The organism is Halobacillus massiliensis, from assembly GCF_900166625.1.
In the GTDB taxonomy this organism is placed as follows: domain Bacteria; phylum Bacillota; class Bacilli; order Bacillales; family Halobacillaceae; genus Halobacillus_A; species Halobacillus_A massiliensis.
In genome coordinates, this window is sequence record NZ_LT800499.1 from 3342639 (window position 1) to 3364012 (window position 21374).

Annotated in this window: 26 protein-coding genes; 11 read left to right on the top strand and 15 right to left on the bottom strand. The window is 40.9% G+C overall.

The genetic code is table 11. From position 1 onward, the window contains the following. Positions 1–219: 219 nt before the first annotated feature. Positions 220–1599, top strand: a complete 1380-nt coding sequence (locus B7E06_RS16685) for an alanine/glycine:cation symporter family protein (protein ID WP_082235066.1) — start codon at positions 220–222, stop codon at positions 1597–1599. 828 nt (positions 1600–2427) lie between these two features. On the opposite strand, the gene B7E06_RS16700 is transcribed toward B7E06_RS16685, so the two are convergent. The 7 genes from B7E06_RS16700 to B7E06_RS16730 all read right to left on the bottom strand — a co-directional run bounded on the left by B7E06_RS16700 (position 2428) and on the right by B7E06_RS16730 (position 6984). Beyond that, complete coding sequence (locus tag B7E06_RS16700; protein ID WP_082235069.1) at positions 2428–3501, bottom strand: hypothetical protein; 1074 nt, start codon at positions 3499–3501, stop codon at positions 2428–2430. A 1-nt stretch (position 3502) separates the two neighbouring features. Further along, positions 3503–3907, bottom strand: coding sequence for an anti-sigma factor family protein (locus tag B7E06_RS16705; protein ID WP_082235070.1), 405 nt, complete (start codon positions 3905–3907; stop codon positions 3503–3505). Continuing rightward, positions 3904–4443: an RNA polymerase sigma factor gene (locus B7E06_RS16710; protein WP_082235071.1), complete on the bottom strand. Its 540-nt coding sequence runs from the start codon at positions 4441–4443 to the stop codon at positions 3904–3906. The genes B7E06_RS16705 and B7E06_RS16710 overlap by 4 nt, the downstream gene beginning before the upstream one ends. A 90-nt stretch (positions 4444–4533) precedes the next feature. Further along, positions 4534–5208, bottom strand: a complete 675-nt coding sequence (locus B7E06_RS16715) for an SOS response-associated peptidase (RefSeq protein WP_082235072.1) — start codon at positions 5206–5208, stop codon at positions 4534–4536. A 14-nt stretch (positions 5209–5222) separates the two neighbouring features. Next, a complete protein-coding gene (locus B7E06_RS16720) occupies positions 5223–5588 on the bottom strand; it encodes a DnaJ family domain-containing protein (RefSeq protein WP_082235073.1) in 366 nt (121 codons plus the stop codon). Positions 5589–5609: 21 nt separating this feature from the next. After that, positions 5610–6248 carry an MOSC domain-containing protein gene (locus B7E06_RS16725; protein ID WP_082235074.1) on the bottom strand — a complete coding sequence of 213 codons (639 nt, stop codon included), beginning with the start codon at positions 6246–6248 and terminating at the stop codon, positions 5610–5612. Continuing rightward, positions 6238–6984, bottom strand: a complete 747-nt coding sequence (locus B7E06_RS16730) for a YkgJ family cysteine cluster protein (RefSeq protein ID WP_082235075.1) — start codon at positions 6982–6984, stop codon at positions 6238–6240. Before B7E06_RS16730 ends, B7E06_RS16725 begins: the two co-directional genes overlap by 11 nt. A gap of 165 nt (positions 6985–7149) precedes the next feature. On the opposite strand from B7E06_RS16730, the gene mreBH reads away from it, so the two are divergent. The 4 genes from mreBH (at position 7150) to B7E06_RS16750 (ending at position 9881) form a co-directional block, all read left to right on the top strand. Next, positions 7150–8157 carry a rod-share determining protein MreBH gene (mreBH, locus tag B7E06_RS16735; protein WP_082235076.1) on the top strand — a complete coding sequence of 336 codons (1008 nt, stop codon included), beginning with the start codon at positions 7150–7152 and terminating at the stop codon, positions 8155–8157. A gap of 124 nt (positions 8158–8281) precedes the next feature. After that, positions 8282–8575, top strand: a complete 294-nt coding sequence (locus tag B7E06_RS16740) for a hypothetical protein (protein ID WP_082235077.1) — start codon at positions 8282–8284, stop codon at positions 8573–8575. A 19-nt stretch (positions 8576–8594) separates the two neighbouring features. Continuing rightward, positions 8595–8945, top strand: a complete 351-nt coding sequence (locus tag B7E06_RS16745) for a DUF1428 family protein (RefSeq protein ID WP_082235078.1) — start codon at positions 8595–8597, stop codon at positions 8943–8945. A 15-nt stretch (positions 8946–8960) separates the two neighbouring features. Then, entirely contained in the window at positions 8961–9881 is a 921-nt protein-coding gene (locus B7E06_RS16750) for a ketopantoate reductase family protein (protein ID WP_082235079.1), read from the top strand. 618 nt (positions 9882–10499) lie between these two features. Here B7E06_RS16750 and B7E06_RS16755 read toward each other — a convergent pair. Continuing rightward, entirely contained in the window at positions 10500–11042 is a 543-nt protein-coding gene (locus B7E06_RS16755; RefSeq protein WP_082235080.1) for a M15 family metallopeptidase, read from the bottom strand. A 148-nt stretch (positions 11043–11190) separates the two neighbouring features. On the opposite strand from B7E06_RS16755, the gene B7E06_RS16760 reads away from it, so the two are divergent. The 3 genes from B7E06_RS16760 to B7E06_RS16770 all read left to right on the top strand — a co-directional run bounded on the left by B7E06_RS16760 (position 11191) and on the right by B7E06_RS16770 (position 13174). Continuing rightward, positions 11191–11844, top strand: coding sequence for a hypothetical protein (locus B7E06_RS16760; RefSeq protein WP_082235081.1), 654 nt, complete (start codon positions 11191–11193; stop codon positions 11842–11844). 106 nt (positions 11845–11950) lie between these two features. Then, complete coding sequence (locus tag B7E06_RS16765; protein ID WP_082235082.1) at positions 11951–12178, top strand: hypothetical protein; 228 nt, start codon at positions 11951–11953, stop codon at positions 12176–12178. Further along, on the top strand, positions 12179–13174 hold the full coding sequence (locus B7E06_RS16770; RefSeq protein WP_082235083.1) for an acrylyl-CoA reductase family protein: 996 nt from the start codon (positions 12179–12181) through the stop codon (positions 13172–13174). Positions 13175–13588: 414 nt separating this feature from the next. Here the strand turns inward: B7E06_RS16770 and B7E06_RS16775 are convergent, their stop codons facing one another. Both B7E06_RS16775 and B7E06_RS16780 read right to left on the bottom strand, forming a co-directional pair. After that, positions 13589–13783, bottom strand: coding sequence for a YwbE family protein (locus tag B7E06_RS16775; RefSeq protein ID WP_082235084.1), 195 nt, complete (start codon positions 13781–13783; stop codon positions 13589–13591). A 77-nt stretch (positions 13784–13860) separates the two neighbouring features. Further along, the gene (locus B7E06_RS16780) at positions 13861–14319 is read right to left on the bottom strand and encodes a DUF2188 domain-containing protein (RefSeq protein WP_082236043.1); all 459 of its coding nucleotides are present in this window, start codon (positions 14317–14319) and stop codon (positions 13861–13863) included. A 218-nt stretch (positions 14320–14537) separates the two neighbouring features. On the opposite strand from B7E06_RS16780, the gene B7E06_RS16785 reads away from it, so the two are divergent. After that, on the top strand, positions 14538–15848 hold the full coding sequence (locus B7E06_RS16785) for a glutamine synthetase family protein (protein WP_082235085.1): 1311 nt from the start codon (positions 14538–14540) through the stop codon (positions 15846–15848). 38 nt (positions 15849–15886) lie between these two features. On the opposite strand, the gene B7E06_RS16790 is transcribed toward B7E06_RS16785, so the two are convergent. From B7E06_RS16790 to B7E06_RS16800, 3 genes are read right to left on the bottom strand one after another with little or no spacing between them, the layout of a single operon-like run. Beyond that, positions 15887–16858 (bottom strand): coiled-coil domain-containing protein, encoded by a 972-nt coding sequence (locus B7E06_RS16790; protein ID WP_082235086.1) that lies wholly within the window; start codon positions 16856–16858, stop codon positions 15887–15889. A 54-nt stretch (positions 16859–16912) separates the two neighbouring features. Continuing rightward, positions 16913–17215, bottom strand: a complete 303-nt coding sequence (locus B7E06_RS16795) for a hypothetical protein (protein WP_082235087.1) — start codon at positions 17213–17215, stop codon at positions 16913–16915. After that, the gene (locus B7E06_RS16800) at positions 17199–17786 is read right to left on the bottom strand and encodes a hypothetical protein (protein WP_082235088.1); all 588 of its coding nucleotides are present in this window, start codon (positions 17784–17786) and stop codon (positions 17199–17201) included. Before B7E06_RS16800 ends, B7E06_RS16795 begins: the two co-directional genes overlap by 17 nt. A 172-nt stretch (positions 17787–17958) precedes the next feature. On the opposite strand from B7E06_RS16800, the gene B7E06_RS16805 reads away from it, so the two are divergent. Next, positions 17959–18810: a hypothetical protein gene (locus B7E06_RS16805; protein ID WP_082235089.1), complete on the top strand. Its 852-nt coding sequence runs from the start codon at positions 17959–17961 to the stop codon at positions 18808–18810. After that, the gene (locus tag B7E06_RS16810; RefSeq protein ID WP_082235090.1) at positions 18807–19214 is read left to right on the top strand and encodes a M67 family metallopeptidase; all 408 of its coding nucleotides are present in this window, start codon (positions 18807–18809) and stop codon (positions 19212–19214) included. The genes B7E06_RS16805 and B7E06_RS16810 overlap by 4 nt, the downstream gene beginning before the upstream one ends. A 319-nt stretch (positions 19215–19533) precedes the next feature. Here the strand turns inward: B7E06_RS16810 and B7E06_RS16815 are convergent, their stop codons facing one another. Next, positions 19534–20508 carry a quinone oxidoreductase family protein gene (locus tag B7E06_RS16815; protein ID WP_082235091.1) on the bottom strand — a complete coding sequence of 325 codons (975 nt, stop codon included), beginning with the start codon at positions 20506–20508 and terminating at the stop codon, positions 19534–19536. Positions 20509–20514: 6 nt separating this feature from the next. Continuing rightward, positions 20515–21300: an enoyl-CoA hydratase/isomerase family protein gene (locus B7E06_RS16820; protein ID WP_082235092.1), complete on the bottom strand. Its 786-nt coding sequence runs from the start codon at positions 21298–21300 to the stop codon at positions 20515–20517. Positions 21301–21374 lie beyond the last annotated feature (74 nt).

Here is a 21374-nt window from a genome sequence, read left to right on the forward strand (position 1 = left end):
GCGTCCCCCATCTTCGCCATTTTCATTTCATTATATCACGAAAAGCTTTATATAGAGCTTTAAGGAATTGATTATTATAGTTTTAATTATCCCTAACGAGAGTTAATTAAACCCCTTTAAATAATTCCTAATTCATAAATAAACTTGACTTTTGCTTTCAATTTTCGGAATATTTAATATATAGACAGATATTTTTTACTATAAAAAGGGGGAGTCTGAATGGGCCAACTAGGCGCTATTCAAGGATTTTTAGAACAGGCAAGTGCATTTGTATGGGGACCTGTCCTGCTCATTCTTATAGTGGGTACAGGGGTATATTTAACACTAAGGCTTGGGTTTCTGCAGTTTAAAACCCTTCCCTACGCTTTAAAGCTGGTATTTAAACCAGGCAAAACACAGAAAAAAGAAAAAGGGGATATCTCTCACTACGAGGCATTAACGACCGCCCTTGCGGCTACCATTGGAACAGGTAATATTGCCGGGGTGGCAACAGCGGTTATTTTAGGTGGTCCGGGAGCTATTTTTTGGATGTGGATTACCGCGGTATTTGGAATGGCCACTAAGTATGCCGAAGCTATCTTAGCTGTAAAATATCGTATCACTGATAGAAACGGCAAAATGTCCGGCGGACCGATGTATTACTTAGAAAGAGGTTTGAAGCAAAAATGGCTTGGCGTTCTATTTGCTATCTTTGGAGCTATTGCAGCTTTCGGAATCGGAAACATGGTTCAATCGAATACCGTTTCCGATGTTATGGAATCAACCTTTAATGTGAATCCATGGATTACCGGGATTCTTCTTACTGTATTTGCTGCACTTGTCCTTATTGGCGGTATTAAAGGAATCGGCCGCGTTACAGCATTCTTTGTGCCAATCATGGCAATCTTTTATGTTTTAGGTGCACTTATTATTATCTTCTTAAATTTTGAAGCTGTACCGGCAGCATTCGGCCTCATTTTTTCTGATGCCTTTACTGGAAGTGCAGTCGGCGGAGGTATTTTGGGGACAGTCATCCGATTCGGGGTTGCCCGAGGCGTATTCTCTAACGAAGCCGGCCTTGGTTCTGCACCAATTGCTGCGGCCGCTGCACGAACTGACTATCCTGGACGTCAGGCGTTAGTCTCCATGACCCAAGTATTTATTGATACGATCATCGTATGTTCCATGACTGGACTAACCATTGTTATGGCAGGATTATATGGAAATGAAGGAGTGGATGGAGCTGACTTAACGACAACTTCTTTCCAGTATTTCCTAGGCGATACTGGGATGTACATTGTGACGATCGGCGTTATTTTCTTCGCCTTTTCTACCATTGTCGGCTGGTCTTACTATGGAGAGAAATGCTTCGGTTACTTAACAGGCGACCGTGGTATTACGATGTATAAGGCGTTATTCGTTATCTTTGTGTTAGTAGGCTCCGTTGCTCAGCTTGATACCGTGTGGTTATTTGCTGATGTAATGAACGGTTTAATGGCTGTTCCTAACTTAATTGGCCTTCTGCTTCTGTCTGGTGTAGTTGCATCTGAAACGAATAAATTCCTAAATGTAGCCAGAGAGGAACGTCTGCAGGAAAGAAGAGCTAAGTCAACTAGTTAATTAACAGGTGCCGTTTACCTTAATAAGAGAAACAGGCCGGGGAAAGAACAGATTTTTATGTACGAACGCTGTGCTTCTCCAGGCCGAGGCCTTCCGGGACTCTATCCTTTTCTCCCGGGAAGGCTTTTTTGTTTCTCAATTAAAGGAAAGAGAGTGCCGTTTACCTTGTTTAGAAAACCGGGCCGGGGAAAACAACTCGCTTTCCATGGGTGAACAATGAACTTCCTCAGGCAAAGCCTTCCCGGATCTCACCTTGTTCTTCCCTACCATAGGAGCTTCGCCATTTCCCCCGGCCCTTTGTGTTTATAGTAAAGATACATTGGAATAGCAAGAACAAATTCCGATAGAAAGTTGAATTGGATTCCTGTGTTCCGTTTACCTTGATAAAGAGAAGCGGGCCTGGGGAAACCACTCGCTTTCCATGGGCGAACGGTGAGCTTCCTCGGGCTTTTAGCCCTCCGGGATCTCACCCTGTTCTCTTCTCCCATAGGAGTCTCGCCGTTTCCCCCGGCCCTTTAAGTATTTTAGAGTAACGGAACCTTAACTTAAGAGAAATAGGGTAGAGTCGAAGCATAGTGTTCCGTTTCCACCACCAACGGTAAAGAGGATGGGAAATGACGAGACTCCTGCAGGGAGATAGAGCCAGGATGAGATCCGCGAGTGTAACGAGCTAGCTCATCGGCTCCCCGCGGAAAGCGAGTGATTTCCCAGCCGCTTTTCTCTTACTACATATAACGGAACATCCTTTTCCTTCCTCAAATGATTTCTCTCCATTAAGAAAAAGCCCTTTTAAGTCTTAGCAGCTTAAAGGGGCTTTTTCTGTTTTTTCTAGCTGGCATTTCTATTACTTTTCAGCAAGTAAACTCCGCTTCCAATTAATATTAACGAGACAAGAACAACCTGGAAATATCTTTGATAATAATACCAGATATCAATATTAAGGATACGCCTTAGATCATCAGCAAATAAAGGAAAGAGGACTGTATCAGCCATGTAATAAATTCCGAGAATAATAAGTATGCCGCCAACCAGCCCTTTTCTCATTGAAAGATTTTGAATAATCGGCCGGTCTTCAGCTTTCCCCTGCTTCACAAGACTCGTCTGCTGAAGGGCATCGAAAAAGCTGTAAAACCAAATCACTGGGACAAGGAAAAGAAACAGCGACAGCCTTAGCACATCTAATATGTAGATGGCAGCTAGAAAACCAAGCATAAGCTGAAGCCCACGTTTTTGCAGTCCTAAATACATATGGCCTGCCCCTGGGAAAACTGCCAGAATCGTCGCGAAAACTCCGCTTTTTTCGCCCCGCATTCTTAATTCATTAAGGTCTTCTAAGAGTGGCCTGTCTTCAAGCGGCTCTCCCGCCTGTTTTTTATTAAGAGCCTGTATGGTGTCAAACAAGCTGTACACCCATATAACAAGCAGGGCTGGAAGAAAAACAAGAAATCCGGACTGCCTTGTTAATAGTGTGACAAAGATAATCATTGTTCCGGCTCCAAGGAAAACCGCCAGAAAGGTCAGGCCTCTTTGTTTTAACCCTATTTGAAAATGGCCGATACCTGGCATAAATGATAATAATATTGTAAAAAAGCGCTCATTTTGAATTTCGTTCTCTGCTTCCACAGTGGCAGTTAAAGAGGCAGGCGTGCCTTCCTTATTTCTCCGGAGCAGCGTGAAAATCATGTCAAGTATGTTTATGATCCAAATGAGCAAGGCAGCAGCAAGAAAGAACAGAACCAAATTTCCTTCAACAATATTTACTAGCACGCCGAAAAAAGCAATTGCTAAAATTCCAAAGAACGCGAGCGGATAGAGAGTACCTTTCACAAACCGTCCTAAATACATGTGCCCAAAACCTGGTATAAATGCCAGAAAAAAAGCTAAAATCGGTGATTTATTCAACCTATCTCCCTCCTAATTCGTCATTGTTTTTCCAGTAGTCGGATTCATTAATTAATTTTTCCGTGATGGAAGGCTGTTCCTGAAATTGCTGGTCATCAAAAGCAGAAAAAACATAGTGAAAAATGCCGCTTCCCATTAGCACAAGAGTCATAGCTGAAGCAATTGCGTAATGAACCAGCGTCGATTTCCCTTTCGTTTTTGGTGTTTTTTTATTTATTTTATTGAAGATTTCTTCCGTAAACGAAGGAGATAAATCATAAGAAGGTTCTATTCGATCTACAGCCTCCAAGTAAGATTCAAAGCAAAGCGTACAGTCATTTAAATGATCTTCTATCAGGTCCCTCTCTTCTTCAGACAGCTGATCCCCGATATATGCAGCAATATTTTCCTCTCTCAAATGGCTCATCGAAAATCGTCCTCCTTCCAATGTTTTTTCATCCACTTTCTGGCTCTATATAACTTCATTTCTACTGTTTTTTCTGCTAAACCAAATTTTTCTTCCATTTCCTTGTAGCTCAGCTCATCTATGTAGTAGGCCTCTACAACTTCCCGGTAATTCTCAGGGAGTTGATCAACTGCCATTCGAATTAAATGAATAGATTCATTTTTCAAGAACTCCTTCTCTGTACTGTCAGCTGACTTTATTTCAAAATCCAATTCAACTGGATCTTCCGGCCTTCGCTTCTGCTTCCTTTTCTCATCTAATGCTTTTCGATAGGCAATTTTACTAATCCATGTCTTAAAACCAGGACCTTTGTAAGAAGGGAGGGCATCAAGCATTTTTATAAAAGTTTCCTGGGCCACATCCTCCGCCAGCTTTTCGTCTCTCATAACACTCATTGCTACTTTAAATACGTGATGTTTGTAACGCTCAATGAGTATCCTGGCAGCCTGTGTATTTCCTAATAATACTTTTTTTATTAATTGTTCTTCCTGAACCAATGCCTCCCTCCTTTCCTAATGACGCATCGATTTATAGACGCTTTCCTTCCTTGCACCCCCTACAAACGGGCAAAAAAAAATGAAGCGAAATCACTCCATTTCAGTCAAAGGTCTTATACAGTCTTTACTTTCATTTTTTGCAGAGTTTACAAGCGTACTGACAGGATAAGACTCTAAATCTTCCATTGTCAGTTGTTCAAGAAACTGATGGACTTCTCCCGGATCACGCTTTACAGGTTTAATCCACTCTTCTTCCATAGATTTAGGAAGGATGACAGGCATCCGTTCATGAATCCTGCCCATGAACTCATTCGCTTCCTTCGTCAAAATTGTACAAGTAAAGCGTTCTTCTTCCTCCTGTTTCCACTTTTCCCATAAACCCGCAAAAGCGAACAATTTACGGTCCTGCGGGAAAATCCTAACTGGCTGCTTCTTTTCTTTCTCCTTTTTCCATTCATAAAAGCTGTCAGCTATAATTAAGCACCGCTTTTTGCTCATTGAATGTTTAAAAGAAGGCTTCTCATGTGCTGTTTCACTTCGGGCATTGATCATCTTGTAACCGATCTTAGGATCTTTAGCCCATGGCGGTATAAGACCCCATTGCAGCAGACCGGCCCTTTTACGCTCACCGTCATGAATAATCGACCAAATGTTCTGACCCGGTGCTATATTGAACCTGGGCATATAATCTACAGGAAGGTCATGTAAACCAAACTCAAAAAGAATTTCTTTTTCAGGGGCTGTCAGCGTAAATCTTCCGCACATTAAAATTCCCTCCTTTAAAACCCGAATTTTTTGCTGATTGTCCCGCCATATTGTCGATAGGCTGCTGAATTCTGCATTTTCCTTTTTTCCATCAGCATATTATAACGAATTTTCTTTTCTGTTAATGCTTTTCGTTTGGTGGGATCAGGATTCTCCTGCTGTTCCAGTAATTCCTCCAGCTGGACAATTTCTTTCTTTAACTGCATTTCTTCTGGCAGCATGTTGGCATTTTTTAGTATTCGATAGCTATTCCTCAATTCACTCGGCACATAGGACAGCTCGTCTTTCGGCAGCGGTTTTCCTTTTCCGGGAAGATTGTCAAAATCCCCCTGTTCAATGGACTTCTTAATCTTTTCTTCAATGAGATGGCCAAAATCCATTCCGCATAACCCCTTTCACTTTTATCTGAGTCGTTTTTTCAAAGATTGTTTATCTTTCTCAGGATAAGCTTCTACTTCCAATAACCGTTTAATTTTTAAAATGTTATGAGGATCATTAAATATCACATCATTCACATCGGCTACCGTCACACCTTGAGAATCAGGTTGTTTAAGCCTCATGTCATCTCCCGCTTGAACATATCCCTCTTTTAGAACTTTTAAATAAAACCCCGTACAGCCCGACTGCTGGACCTTTTTTGGAAAATCATCGATTCCGTGAGTACGGGCGATAATATAACAGGGCTTCCTAGGTTTAGTCACCTGTACTTCAGCTTCTCCAATTGTAAAGATATCTCCAATATTTGTATTGTGTTCATCAATACCTTCAACCGTAATATTCTCTCCAAAAGCTGGGAAAGCAAAGTTTCTATTATACTCTTTTTCAAAGTAGCGATAGTGCTGGGCAGGGTATAAACAAACAGCCTGATCAACGCCTCCATGATTCTTCTTATCTGCTTGTTCATCACCTGTAAAATTTAAAAATCCCAGAAAAACAGGTTCTTCTACCGGTTTTTTTCGATAGGCACTTTCCAGTTCTCCTTTACTTGTCACATATCGCTCTGGTCGTCCAACATTAAGAGAGATCAGTTTAAAGTTCATTCCATGTCTCCTTTCTCCATTTTTCAATCCATCCAGGAAGAAAATGATAGCTCCAGGCGTCGCTAGGATAGTCTACATTCAATTCCTCCCCGTTTTCATAAAGAGCCTGAAGAAGTTCATTTAAAGAACTGAAATAATAATTGTAAAGAAACTCATAACTAAACGGCTCTTTGGGCAGGTGGTTTTTAGCGCATACTTCAGGATCACTATAATTTAAATAAGTCCGGCATGGGATAGGACGAATCTCATAGGCCATGCACGCCTGCGTCTTCGGATCGAGCATCGGACAAGGTAAGTTGAGCTTTTTATACTCAAACTTTGTACCTTCATCTGTGTGATCTAAAGACATTGCGTGATTTAGCTTTTCTTCATACTCTTTATAGTAGCTTTCCCAATGAGCATAAATTTCTTTCCTGCGCTCTTCCGGAAACTTCTCAATGGAGCGGAACATAATCTTCGCTTCCATTTTACTTATTATAATTGGAAAATAGCAGCAGAAAGCACACCCCTTAAAACAGCTCGGTTTCATATCGGCGAAAGTTTCCATCCGCTCAATCTCACTATCAACTTCTGAAAGCAGACGCTGAAATCCCTGAAGAATGACCTCTTCTGTGTCTAATTCACTATGAAGCAAGGAATCTACCACATCATCAAATAATTCGTCATCTAGTTCATAATGCTCATTTATTGTTTTTGATTTATTGATAATCTCTTGATGTTTTAAATATTTTTGCATAAGAAAACCCCTTTATTTCCTGCTATACTCTATTATACACGGGCAGAGGCCTAAAATCCTAGACGCCAATACCCTATTTAATTCCACTTGAAAAGACCCCCATAAAATTCTACTATTAGAGAAGAATTATAAAATAATCTGTCATTTATTTGGAGGTACGCGTACATGTTTTCAACTGCTGAGATTGGAATAGATTTAGGTACTGCTAATATTTTAATATATTCTAAATCAAAAGGAATTCTTTTAAATGAGCCATCAGTCGTAGCTTATAATACGGAAACGAGAAATGTTGTAGCTGTAGGAAAAGAAGCTAAAGAAATGGTAGGAAAAACTCCCCGTAATATTATTCCTGTCCGCCCGCTGCGTGACGGAGTAATTGCCGATTATGATATGACGGCTCAAATGCTTAAGGAACTAATGAAAAAGGTAGCCCGCAAATCAGGAGTATCTATGCGTAAGCCAACAGTCGTCATTTGTACACCATCTGGCTCTACATCTGTTGAACGCCGCGCAATTCACAACGCTGTAAAAAGCTATGGAGCTAAACAAGTTCACCTGATTGAAGAACCAATTGCAGCAGCCATTGGAGCTGACCTTCCCGTTGATGAACCTGTCGCGAATGTTATCGTCGATATCGGCGGAGGAACAAGCGAGGTTGCAATTATCTCTTTTGGTGGTGTAGTTTCCTGCCGCTCTATCCGCATGGGTGGAGATGTTATGGATGAGGAGATCATCCAGTATGTTCGTAAAGCCTATAATATTCTAATTGGTGAACGTACAGCTGAAAATATCAAAATGGAAATCGGATATGCCCTTGTCGATCATCCTGAAGAGAAAATGGATGTACGAGGAAGAGACATGGTAACAGGCCTTCCAAAAACGATCGAATTATCTTCACATGAAATCCAATCTGCTCTAAAAGAATCCCTGGAACAGCTTTTGGAAACGATCCGAGCGACTTTAGAAGACTGCCCTCCAGAACTCAGCGGTGATATCGTTGATCACGGAATCATTCTCTCAGGCGGCGGCTCCTTGCTGAAAGGAATGCAGGAATGGCTTTCCAATGAAATCATCGTACCGGTTCATATGGCTCCAAGCCCGCTTGAATCCGTAGCGATTGGAACAGGCCGTTCCTTAAAAATGATTCAGAAACTGCAAAAAGCAGCTAAATAATCCCAACTGCAGCGAAAAGACCTCAAGAACTGGTGGTCTTTTCGTTTTTTTTGTAGAATAAAAGGGAAAGCATTTATTAACGCATATTCTCATTTAAGAACCTAATAATAAAAGGAGCTATTCCATGAATCGAACGACAATTTTAAAATGGATCACAGGAATCTGTGAAGGTCTTTTAGCCATTCCATTGGCTGGCGGAACATTTATCGTAAGCATGACATGGACACCTCTACTGTTTATGTTTGTCTTTCATACAGTTACCCTCATCCTTTCAATTAAGGATTCACGCTTCAGTTCAGGGAGCATCTTAGGAATGATCACAAGCTTCCTCGGGGCCATTCCTTTTGTCGGCTGGGTCATGCATACCATAACAGCAATTGTGTTATTAATTGATGCAGCTATTGAAACAAAAAAATAAAAGAAAGGATGATTTCCCTGTGTATACAATTATTTGCTTTTTTCGTGTCAAAGAAAAAAATATTGAGGAATTTTTAAAAACAGCAAAGAAGACAGGAAATATCCTCATGTCACATGGTGCCTTAGATCATAAAGTATACTCATCAAGTGAATTGACGGGCCAGCAGGGGTCAATGGGGCTGCTTAATCTGTTTGAACTGGATGATGATGAGGATCTCATTATGGGACAAAGCATTTTCAACAGTGAAGATCACTATTACGAAGTGATGAAAAATACAGGCAATGATGACATCATTCAGTACTTAAACAATCATTTGGAAAACCTTGTAGAAATGGAAAAAACAATAAGCTCAAAATTTCACTCGGCTTAAGGGAGGATATAGAGAATGAAAATTGTGATATTAGGAGCAGGAGCTCTCGGTGCATATTATGGAGCAAGATGGCAGGAGGCTGGTCACGACGTCATTAACCTTGTCAGAGAGGGACGAGCAGGTCAGCTTCGGGAAAACGGACTGAAGGTGCACAGTACTATGGGAGATTATGAAGTTTCAGAGCTGAATATAGCTGAAAGTCCTGATGAAATTGAAGAAGCAGATCTTGTCTTTTTATCTGTAAAAGGCTATCATCTCCACGGTACTATACAGTGGCTGAAGTCTCTCGTTCAAAAAGGTGCCAAAGTCCTGCCTGTCCTGAATGGAGTAGAACATCTGCCTATCCTGCAGAAAGAACTTGGGGAAGAAGCAATTATCGGCGGACTAGCTTATATTATTGCGACACTAGACCAAAAAGGCCATGTCGTTCATACAAGCCCATTTCATGACATCGTGTTCGGTCCTCTTCACTCTTCTCAGCAACAGATTTGCGAAGAACTAAACCTTGCCTGTAATCAAGCCAACATGAATGGCGGGCAAAGTCCTAACATCCTAGAAGACATTTGGAATAAATACATGTTTATCACCGCTTTTTCAGGGATTACTACTGCTACAAATCTTCCTATCGGTGAAATAAAAAGCATTCCAGAAACTTTTGTGATTGCAAGAAAACTTCTTGAAGAGATGAAAGAGCTCGCTAATGCCCATGGCATTCATTTAACAGAAGAGCATGTACATAAGGCTTTTGAAAACTTAAAGGGGCTGGATCATGAGATGACTTCATCTATGCACCAGGACCGGCGTAAAGGCCTGCCGCTTGAAGTAGAACATCTTCATGGAGGCGCATTACGACTTGCAGAAGATCACAATTTGGCCCTCCCTTATATTCAAACGATTTATGCGATGATCAAGCCGTATGAAGCGTATCAGGAATAAAAAAGGAAGATCCTTTCTTTAAGGATCTTCCTTTTTTAGAGAGAATTTAACTTATAGTTATGAACTCAATGAGGTAATCATTACTTTTTCGTTTACCTTTTGAGGCAAAAAGTGGCTGGGAAATCACTCGCTTTCCGCGGGGAGCCGGTGAGCTAGCTCGTTATACTCGCGGCTCTCACCATGGCTCTATCTCCCTTCTGGAGTCTCGCAATTTCCCATCCTCTTTGCCGTTGATGGTGAAAACGGAACATTATGCTTCGACTCTACCCTATTCCTCTTAAGTTAAGGTTCCGTTACTCTAAAATACTTAAAGGGCCGGGGGAAACGGCGAGACTCCTATGGGAGAAGAGAACAGGGTGAGATCCCGAAAGGCTTTAGCCTGAGGAAGCTCACCGTTCGCCCATGGAAAGCGAGTCTTTCCCCAGGCCCGGTTCTCGATATTAAAGCAAACGGAACAGGGGTCTCTTTTTTGAGGGGGAGAAAACAGGGGAAAATCCTGAAATGCTTTAGCCTTAGGAAGTTCACCGTTGGCCCATGGAAAGCGAGCTATTTCCCCAGGCCCGCTTCTCTATTAAAATAAACGGAACAGTCTTTGGGTAAGGAAGCTGACTAATGACTTTAAGGATTTACTCCCGGCCGCTTACCGTTTTGAAGCTGGCGGATGCTGAGACCAAAGTCCATTTGTAAATGAGGATAATCTTTAAATGAACTCCAATCTCCTCCCCACTCAAACCCTAAATCTTTCGCAATTTCCGCCGCCTCTACCCAGTCCGCTTCTCCGTTCCCATTATCATCTCGTTCCAAATCCCAGACGACATTCCCCTCATCTGTTCTTAACGCATAATCAATAGCAAGCCCATAATTATGATAGGATTCCCCGCCTCTGGCGTAGGAGACTATATCCCCTTCTCTTAAACGCCCTTGTTCATAGATACGTTCCTGCTCTTCTATTGTGCGAAAGCCATCCGTAATGACTACATCTATTCCTCTTTCAGCAGCAAGCTCAATCAGTTCATCTTTCTTCTTTTCAACCGTTGGATGAAGCTCTGAAGGGTAGCTGCCTTCTTCTACTTCATATATATTTGAACGACGATCCATCGTTTCAACTAGTGAATATAAAAATAAGCCTCCCGCAGAAGCAAGGAACACAAACCAGGACATCCGACTAAATGCTGCTCTCAAAGAAGTTCGTTCCTTTCCTCTTAAAACTTTTCTCCTATTCTATCATACTCTTTGTCTACTCTACATTTATCGACACTTGTCATGCGTGATATAATGGTCCTAACGAATTTGAGACCAGGAGGCCATCATGGGAAATGGAAGAGGAAAAGTGCAGACCACATATGAGATTTTTATGATTGGTCTTGCTGCTCTATCTGTTGCTACTATATGGCAGCAGTCTAATTTTGACAGCTACATTGTCTGGGGAACATGGGGGATCTTTTTTATAGATTTCATTTACAGGTTCTCTAAAAGTTCCAATAAATGGGATTTCCTTAAAGAAAACCCGTTCATAGTGATTGCGGCTATCCCGCTGGACGCTGTCTTTCAGTTTGCAAGATTTGCGCGGATCCTTCATCTTCTCCGTTTAAAATCTATTACTAAATATTACACCGCCCCTTTTATCCGCTTTCTAAGAAAACACCACTTTTCATATACAGCAGGACTTACAATGGTTGTAGTTTTTATTCTTATCATTCCCTTAAAGAGTATTGAACCCTCGTTAAACAGCTACTTTGAAGCCTTACTCAGCTCACTCAGGGGGCTGATCTTTTTCGGACGAACCGGGTATGAGCCTGAAACAGCTGGCGGGCAGGTCATTTTTGTCATAATTACTATCCTTGGAGTTATTCTTCATGGATTAATTATAAGTACGGCTATCGATTATGTATGGAACAACTCTTTCGTCAAATCCATTAGAACAAAATGGAAGATGAAAAATAAAGAATCTGAAAACCGCTGACCTGCAGCGGTTTTTTCAATTTTAATTTCCTCATTTTTGAAATTATTCGATGGATTCTGTTTAGACACCCTTTCAAAAAGGAACATTTACAGTGGAGGTGATCCTAATGAACAGTAAATCAAATAACGATAAAATTAAACCGTCACAAGAAGAGATTGAGAAGGAATTTGAAAAAGACCGCTTTACCGAAGACCCTATTCCAACAGAGGATGTAAAGCAGGAAGAAAAGGAAATCGATAAAGGTGATCATTCTAAGGACAACTCGTCAACTTCCGAGAAGTATGATGAGGATTTGAAAAATAAAAAAAATAACCGAACAGAGGGGGACGATTAAGTGTCAACCTTTGCAGCCTATCAGATCAGCCGGTTAGACAATGGCGAATTTAAGGCAGGGATTGAAGATTTTCAAAAAGACGATCTTTCTAAAGGCGATGTTCTTATAAAAGTCCACTACTCCAGCGTTAATTATAAAGATGGCATGGTATCCACACCGGATAATCCGCTCGTTAAAGATTATCCGATCATACCAGGCATTGATTTAGCTGGAGTAGTAGAAAAATCAAATGATCCGCAGTTTAAGGAAGGCGACGAAGTAATCGCGACAAGCTATGAAATAGGAGTTAACCATCACGGCGGCTATAGCGAATATGCCAATATTCCATCCGAGTGGATCGTTCCTCTTCCGGAAGGAATTTCCTTGGAACAAGCGATGATTTACGGAACGGCTGGCTTTACTGCTGCTCTTTCTATCCACCGTCTGGAAGCCGGCGGCCTCACCCCTGAAGATGGTCCAGTTCTTGTAACAGGTGCTTCAGGTGGTGTGGGAAGCATGGCTGTGGCTATGCTTGCCAAAAGAGGATACACCGTTGAAGCCAGTACAGGCAGCCAGGAGCATGAAGAATACTTAAAACGTCTTGGTGCTCAAAAAGTAATTTCACGCGAAGATGTATATGATGGAAAGTTAAAACCAGTTCAAAGCGAGAGGTGGGCCGCTGCCGTTGATCCTGTTGGCGGTGAACAGCTGGCTTCCCTTTTAGGACAGCTTAAATATCAGGGCGCCGCTGCCGTTAGTGGATTAACAGGTGGAACAAAAGTTCCTGCACAGGTTTACCCATTCATTTTAAGGGGTATCAGCCTGATAGGTATTGATTCAGTAAACTGTCCAATGCCGCTTCGAAAGAAAATCTGGAATCGACTGGCTGAAGATTTAAAAACAACAGATGCTTTTGAAGATATTAAATCTGTTATTCGATTGGAAGACTTAACAGATACACTGCAAAGTATCCTTCAAGGAAACACCCGCGGCCGAGTTATTGTAGAGCTCAAGTAATGGTAGTTAAACATGCAGAAAGATTCACAGTTTGACAATAGGCAAAATATATAGTATATTATTTCATTAGTACCTTCGCTGTAAAGAAGGTAACTTCGGAACAATGAAAGAGTGATGTGAATGAGACTGGCTTCTGCTACGTTTTATCACAACTTAATCACACTGGATCAGCTACGGAGCTGTAAGGATGCAATAGAGGTAGGGATTGCGTCGTTTAAGTTGATAAAAACTACCATGTAGAATTTATCCGCGGCAAGACAGGGATGGAACTAACCTGTTAGATAAACGAAACACAAAAAAATAAATTCATTATCCGAACAACAACGAGCGAGTCAGACTTCTGTCTGACTCGCTTTTCGAATTTAAAAAGGCTTATTTTTAAATAACAAAAAAGCGAAAGGACTCACCTTCCGCTTAATTATTAATATGTTTTACTCTTCCTACCTGACCATCTTCTAATCTCACCTTTATTCCGTGAGGGTGAAAAGATGAATTAGTCAGAATGTCTTTTACGATCCCTTTTGTTAAACGACCGCTTCTTTGATCTTTTTTTAATACAATTTCAACTTCCGCACCGGGAGTTATGTCTTTTCTGTTCTGTCCATTCAAAGCAACTGTCCCCTTCCTTACCTTCATTGTAGCATTATTTCAAAATAAAAAGCACCTCAATGGGTGCTATGTCCGGATTATTCGTTAAAAGATTTCTGTTTTTGTACACTGCCGTCTTTTTTATGGATAATCACCTTGGTTCCCTTGTTCTTAGCGATTTCCTCTGCACGTTCCACAGCATCCTGCTTGTTATCATAAACGTTAGACGGCCTTTTAGCATCCTCTGTCTGCACTGCCCATCCATCTTCATGACTGACAACATGTTCCCCTTTATCCATAAGTTCAGGGCGGCTTGAGTCTTCTTCTTCTTTATCTCTTTTCTTCAGCTGCTTATCTGACATATTCCTAACTTGATCAATCTCACTTTTGCTTGCGTTGTCATACCATTCCTTGGCCTGTTCGGTTGCAATTGGAATAGCTCTTCCTTCGTCATATCCTTCGTCAATCATGGCATTAGCAATATCTATCGCTTTCTTTCTGACTGTCGTATCGAGATTCTTTAAAGAGCTCGGATAATCGTTTGTATCCCAAGGCATATATAATACACTCCTTTTTCCAAAGTTTCTCATTCTATTCCTCTTTTAGCATTTTTTAAAACAAAAATCTGTAATCAAAAAGTAAAAGTATCACAATTTTAATTTTTTTTGATTTTTTGCATCTAAATGTTAGAAAAACATTACGTAATGTGTTACTATTTCTAACATAAGATATTTCGAGAGATAATCTCAATATATAAAAAGGTGAGGAGAAAAGTATGACTTACACGAAACAATCAATTTTAGACGCTGTAAAAGAAAAACAAGTGGAATTTATCCGCTTGGAATTCACAGACATGATGGGAGATACGAAAAACGTAGAACTTCCAATTGAGGAAATTGAAATGGTTCTCGACAACGAAGCAATGTTCGACAGTTCATCGATTTCCGGTTTTTCAGATATTCAGGAAAGTGATATGTATTTATACCCTGATTTAGATACTTTCCTGATCCTGCCTCAAGAGATGGATGAAGATCCCATCGCCCGTTTCATCTGTGATATCTATACTCCTGATGGAGAACCCTTCGAAGGAGATCCTCGTTACATTTTGAAAAGAGCTATGGAACAAGCCCATGAAATGGGATATACAGTAAATGTAGGACCTGAGCCTGAATTCTTTCTTTTTAAACTAAATGAGGAAGGCTATCCTATCCGTAAAATGAATGACCGTGCCGGTTACTTCGATGCTTCTCCAAAAGATAAAGGAGATAATGTTCGCCGGGATATCGTTCGCACACTTAAAAAGATTGGTTTTGAAATGGAGGCTTCCCACCACGAAGTGGCTAAAGGCCAACATGAAATTAACTTCCGTTTTGATAAGTTAATTAAAACGGCTGATAACATCCAGACATTTAAAAATGTAGTTAAAGACGTAGCTACTAATCATAATTACCACGCGACCTTTATGCCGAAACCAGTTTATGCAGAAAACGGCTCCGGTATGCACTGCCACCTTTCCCTGTTTAAGGATGGAGACAGCGCTTTTTATGACAACGGTTCAGATGATGAGATTTCACAGACTATGAAGTATTTCATGGGTGGTATCTTGAAACATGCGAACGGAATCGCTGCAATTACGAATCCAAATGTTAATTCATATAAGCGCCTAGTCCCTGGCTATGAAGCCCCTGTAAGTGTCGCATGGTCTCACTCTAACCGAAGCTGTATGATCCGGGTACCGACTACACGTGGACTTGGAACCCGTTTTGAAGTGCGAAATCCAGATCCGACAGCAAACCCTTATTTAGCATTAGCCGTTCTTATTCAGGCTGGTCTTGAAGGGATTCAGGAAAAAATTGATCCAGGTGAAGCTGAAGCACGTAACCTGTATGAAGTTGAGGATGAAAGCATTCCTACACTTCCCACAAACTTAAAAGAAGCACTTGAGTCTCTTAAGAAAGACAACCTGCTTCTTGAAGCCCTTGGCGATCATACCTCCAAAATATTTATTGAGGAAAAAGAATCCGAGTGGACAGAGTATTCCCTGCAGGTAAGCAGCTGGGAGCTTGAACATTATATGAGTAAGTAATCGAAAAAACCCTGCTGAACATTCAGCAGGGTTTTTAATTAATCTTTACCTTCTATGAAGTTCTGTTTCTTTATGTCTTTTTCCATTTCGTTAATCTCTTCTGTAATTTCATCTAGTTTCTCTTCAATGACGTTCATAAACAACAGCCGGGAATCCAGGTCTTCTTCTTCAAATTCCAACGACTGCCCGAGAATCTCCTTCACCTGCTTCTCCAGCTCTTCAACAAGCTCTAACGTCTGTTGATCCTCTCCTCCCAATTGATCAATTTCCTTATTCAGTTCTTTTATTCTGTTATTTAAGTTAGTGTTTTCTGCCTGAAGGTCTTTCTTGTCTTTCGATAGCTTCGTAATTTTTTGTTTTAATGATTTTTCGTTATCTTTCGCTTTCTGCACAGATTCTTTATACTCGTTTATCGTTTCATTCTTTTGTGCAGTTTCTGTAGAATAAGCCTCTTCTTTTTCTTTTAATTTCAACTGCAGCTCTTCTAAACTGCTTTCATATTCTTTCTCTTTTTCCTTCGCCTTTGAAACACTCAGTTTCAGCGCCTGAATTTCCCTCTTCTTTTCTTCATGGTCCTTTTGCAGATTTACGTAGCTCGCCTGCAGCAATGCCATATCATGCTGCTGCTGGGAAAGGCGCTGACGATTTGTCTTAAGATCACCTTCTAATGTTTTAACTTCATTAGCCAGCGACTGCTTTTGTTGGAGAAGACTCGAATTTTTACCTCGCAAGGCTGAAGCTTCTTCAGACAGTGTTTGATATTTGTTCTTAGAATCTGCCAGTTCACTTTCAGAAAGACGGAGTTTCTCGCCAAATTCTCCTTTAACGGTCTGGACTTGTGAATTTAAGTCCTGCCGTTCATCGAGCAGACGTTCATTATCTTTCTTTAGTTTCTCAAGCAAAGAATAATGGTAGTTATCCTGGTAGTCCTTCACTTTCTCTTTATATTTGTCTAACTCGGCTTTAAAATAAATTAATTTTTGCTGTAATTGAATAGGGTCACTTCTCAACTTCAATAACCTCCTATTAACCTTAAAGGTGTTTTTCACCATTTTATTTGCATTCTATTTTTTAAGAAGTGAAATTACTTCATCAAAATTCTTTTGATCCTCAGCTAGTAAATTGTCTAATTCCGTAAGCAGTGGTTCAGCATGAATGGTTTCCTTGTGTTCTTTTTCATCTGCCATGTATTTCTCCCAGTGCATAAGAAAATAAAGCATAAGCATGTTTAAAAGCTGATTATCAAGGAAGGCAAAGCTTTTTCCCTTCGACCTTTTTTCGTCTTGTACTTCATCCGTTAATAGGTCCCTCATAAATTGTCTAAGAAGCTGTTTCCCTAAGAGATCTTCCTCATGATTCCTCTTCATTTTTTTCCCCCTGTTCAGGCACAGTGCCGCTTAAACTGATTGTATTAAGCGCTGCCATTCCTTCATTAAATTCGTCGCAATAACCAAACCCATTTACCTGCCCTGAATAGGACTCCTTGGGCAGCCACTTTAGCTGAAAACTTGGGAAAGTAAGCTTTTGATTAGGCTCCACGGTCTGTTGTTTTAAAGGCTTTAACCATATTTCTTCTTTATTAGATGGCTCGTTTATCCTTTCCCAGTCGACAGAAAGGTTTTTTGAAACCGTCATGCCTTTATTCACGTACTTGCCAGAGAATTCAAATGGTGCTTCTTTGGACAGCTGAATACATATGCAGGGATTCGTAATAGGAGCAGTGCCACTGTTTAAAAGATGAAAAGAACCAATGCACAGATTTTCACTTTTAAGACCGTGAGCGAGGTTCAGGGAATATGTAAAATAACAGATAAATTGGCTGGATTTTTCCGTTTTTTCAGATGAAATGAGTTCTTTTAAAGTATTACAATAGGACTGATTCTGCTGTTTAATTTCCAATATTTTCGCCCGTAGTACCTGAATCTCACTGTTTGCCATAATCCCACCCCTTTGCAGAGCATTTCTACCTTCATCTTATGATTGACACTTTAGCAATATCACCCACTTCTTTATCCTCTCTTACTCTTAACTTATATTTTCACAAAACAAGCATATGGTGTTACTAACCAATAAATTTGCGACGTGACTTATTTAAGGAGGACATAATAATATGAACAAAAAGAAACCTAACAACGTTGATGAAATGGATCGTCTCAAACAGCGTATTGATGCTTATAAAGAATTGATAGATAAAACAAAAACGGAGCATATGGCAGCCTCCTCTATTAAAGAGGACATGCAGGCATTCAAATTAAAATTTGGAGAAATGGAACAAAATATGGCTCATGTCGAACATGCAGTTTCTCAATTGAGAGAGGATATCTACGAAGTAATGAAGAATATAACACAGCCTCAGCATCAGGAGGTTTTAGACAAGATCAATAAGTTAATGGAATTGCAGCAGGAAGTATCGATAAAGAACCTGAACCAAGCCTCCTTGCCTTCCCAGGAAAGCCCGCCGGAAGAGCAGCCGAAGAAAGCCGTGCCAAGTCAGACGAACTTTAGACAAATTCAAAATATGATGAAAACGTCTAATAACATCACCAGTCAGGATTTTTCAGGGGGGACCATGCCGTCTTCTCGTTCTTTTCCAAAAGCAGGTGATTCATCAAGAACCCATCACAGCCAATACCCAAACATGCCACAAAAAAACAGTGGAAGTATGCCTTTTAGAAATCAACTGAACTCTTCTATTCATAATCAATCACCTTATTCCAGCCATCATTCAAAACAACAAAATTTTGAACTTAACCAATTTAACAAGCAAAAATTCAATCAATCACCCATTCAAAAGAAACATCAGATCGACCGCCGGAAACCACAACCAAAGAAGGAAAACGAAACGAGAATGAATAACCCGGAGAGTGATGAAAATGAAACCGAGAGGCCGGCAAAGTCGGCAACATCTATGTTCCTGTCCTTTTTTCAGAAGAAAAATCGAAGAGTAAGAAGACGGACATGAATCAACTGGTCATGTCTCCTGACCTGTATAACAGACTTATTGAATATGGAAGCCAAGAGCTTCCCTATGAATCATGTGGGCTTTTGTGCGGGAATGGTAATAAAGTCAGCAGTATTTTCCATTTAGGCAATGAGATCAAATCTACACACCGTTTTTACATTAGTCCATCCACTCTTGAATCTTCACTTGCTCAAATCGGCAAACGCGATGAAACCGTCCTGGCCATTTATCACACTCATCCTACTTCATCTCCTACCCCTTCCCGTGAAGATGTAAAGAGCCATGTGGATCCTGAGATTAAAATGGTCATTATCTCTTTTAAGAAAGAACCACCTGAGGTCAGCTGCTTTCAGATTTATGAACACGGGTATATATCTTTTCCACTTGATATTAAAACACTTTAGCCCGCTCATTTTGCAAGAAAGGGACTATAATATACCAATAAGTGAAAGGAGTTGGTTGTCCTGAAAGCAAGAAGAGTTGCTCGAAAATCTGTTCATAATGTTCAAAAACAGCCTTCAGAACCACCTAGGGTTATTAATACATCCTCTTCAAAAAAAGCGAAGTTAACCGGTTATAAAATAGGCGGTTGCTGTGGGAAGAAAAAACCTCTTAAACCTTAAATAAAATATAAAAACCGCCTATTCGGCGGTTTTTTTATATGAAGTAATCTGTAACTCCCCTCAGGCAAAAAGCACGGATTTATTTAAAACATTTCGCACTCTAAGGCTTCAAAATTATTTTTCCTTTCGTCTTCCTGCCCTGGAGAAGCTCATGTACCAGTGCCGCATCTTCCAGTGGATATGTTCCACCAAGTGTTAATTTTAGTTTATTTTCCATAACTAGCTGGAGAATTTCCTTTAAACTTTGTTGAAAAAGCTCTTGCTTTTTCATAATTTGCGGAAGGAAAAAGCCGATGACAGACAAATTACGATTCATCAATCCAGACGGGTGCATTACAGCTTGCTCACCGCTTGCGGCTCCATATACGACTACTCTCCCGAATGACCGCATACATTTTACTGTCTCCGTAAATATGTCTCCACCTGCCATCTCTAAAGCCACATCAACACCTTTTCCGCCGGTTTCTTCCATTACTTCTTCCCGCCAGTTTGGTTTTGTATAATTTACGAGTACATCTGCTCCTAACTCCTGGGCCATCGAGAGTTTTTCTTCTGTACTCGCTGTTGCAATTACTTTGCCTGCATGAAAATGTTTAGCCAGTTGAACAGCTAATGAACCCACCCCGCCAGCAGCAGCGTGAACAAGTACGGTCTCTCCTTCAGAAAGCCTGCCCATAGTTTTTAAAATATGATAGGCCGTCAGTCCCTGTAGAGGAAGTGCTGCGGCATGTTCATCACTTACACCTTCAGGAATGGGAATGAGGCTCCTTGAATCCGCTGCTGCATATTCCGCATAGCCTCCTGAGGAGATTAGCGTAACGACACGGTCCCCTTTTGCAAATCCTTTTACTTTTTCTCCTATGTTTTCAATTACACCGGCCACCTCTGCGCCAGGTATAAAGGGAAGCGGGGTCGGAATGACATATGCTCCTTCTCTCCTTGCTGTATCTGCATAGTTCACCCCAATGGCCGTAACCCGCAGCAAAACTTCATGACCGTCAGGGGCCGGCTGCTCCATATCGGTGTATTCTAAAACTTCAGGGGCTCCAAATTTCTTAAATTGAACAGCTTTCATAAAGAACTACCTCCCAATAAATTCCGGTTTACGCTTATCTTTAAAAGCTTGAACTCCTTCTTTATGATCCTCTGTAGATACCATAATCGCCTGTGTGAGACGTTCCTGTTCGAGAATATCTTCCAGGGAAGATCGTTCCGAAAGATCAACGAGCTTTTTCATCATTCCTATGGCACGCCCCGGTCCATTTGCCAGCCTTAACGCATAATCCATAGCGTCAGACTCCAGGTTCTCAAGAGGAATCACGCGGTTCACAATTCCCCATTCCGCTGCGGTTTCAACTGGAATAGGTTCTGCTGTAAATAGCAGCTCTTTTGTACGATAAGGACCAATCAGCTTAGACAAGAAATAGTGTCCGCCGCCATCTGACACAAGCCCTACTTGAGCAAAGCTTAATACAAACTTACTCTCTTCAGCTGCAAGGATTTGATCACAGGCTAGCGCTAAATTAAAACCGGCTCCGGCTGCGTAACCATGAACAACAGCTATGACTGGCTTTTCTACTTGTTTGATCTTCAAAATCAGCTTGTTTAACTTTCCGACATGATCATATAAGTGGCTGGCATCTGCTTCTCCCATCGTTTTTACGTCGCCGCCAGCTGAGAATGAGCGCCCGGCACCGCTTAAAACTACCACTTTCACCTCAGGGTTTTTTTCAGCTTCTAATAGCGCTTCCATAAGTCCGCTGATCATATCATCAGAAAAAGCGTTCAACCGGTCCGGCTGATTTAAGACACATGAAAGAATCGGGCCTTCGTGACTTACAAGTAAATGACTGTTTCCTAGTTTCATACTGTTCATTCCTCCTTAAAGTTAAAAGCTTTGTCATACCCTGCGATGAGTATTCCCGCGTCTCCTCTGCTTAT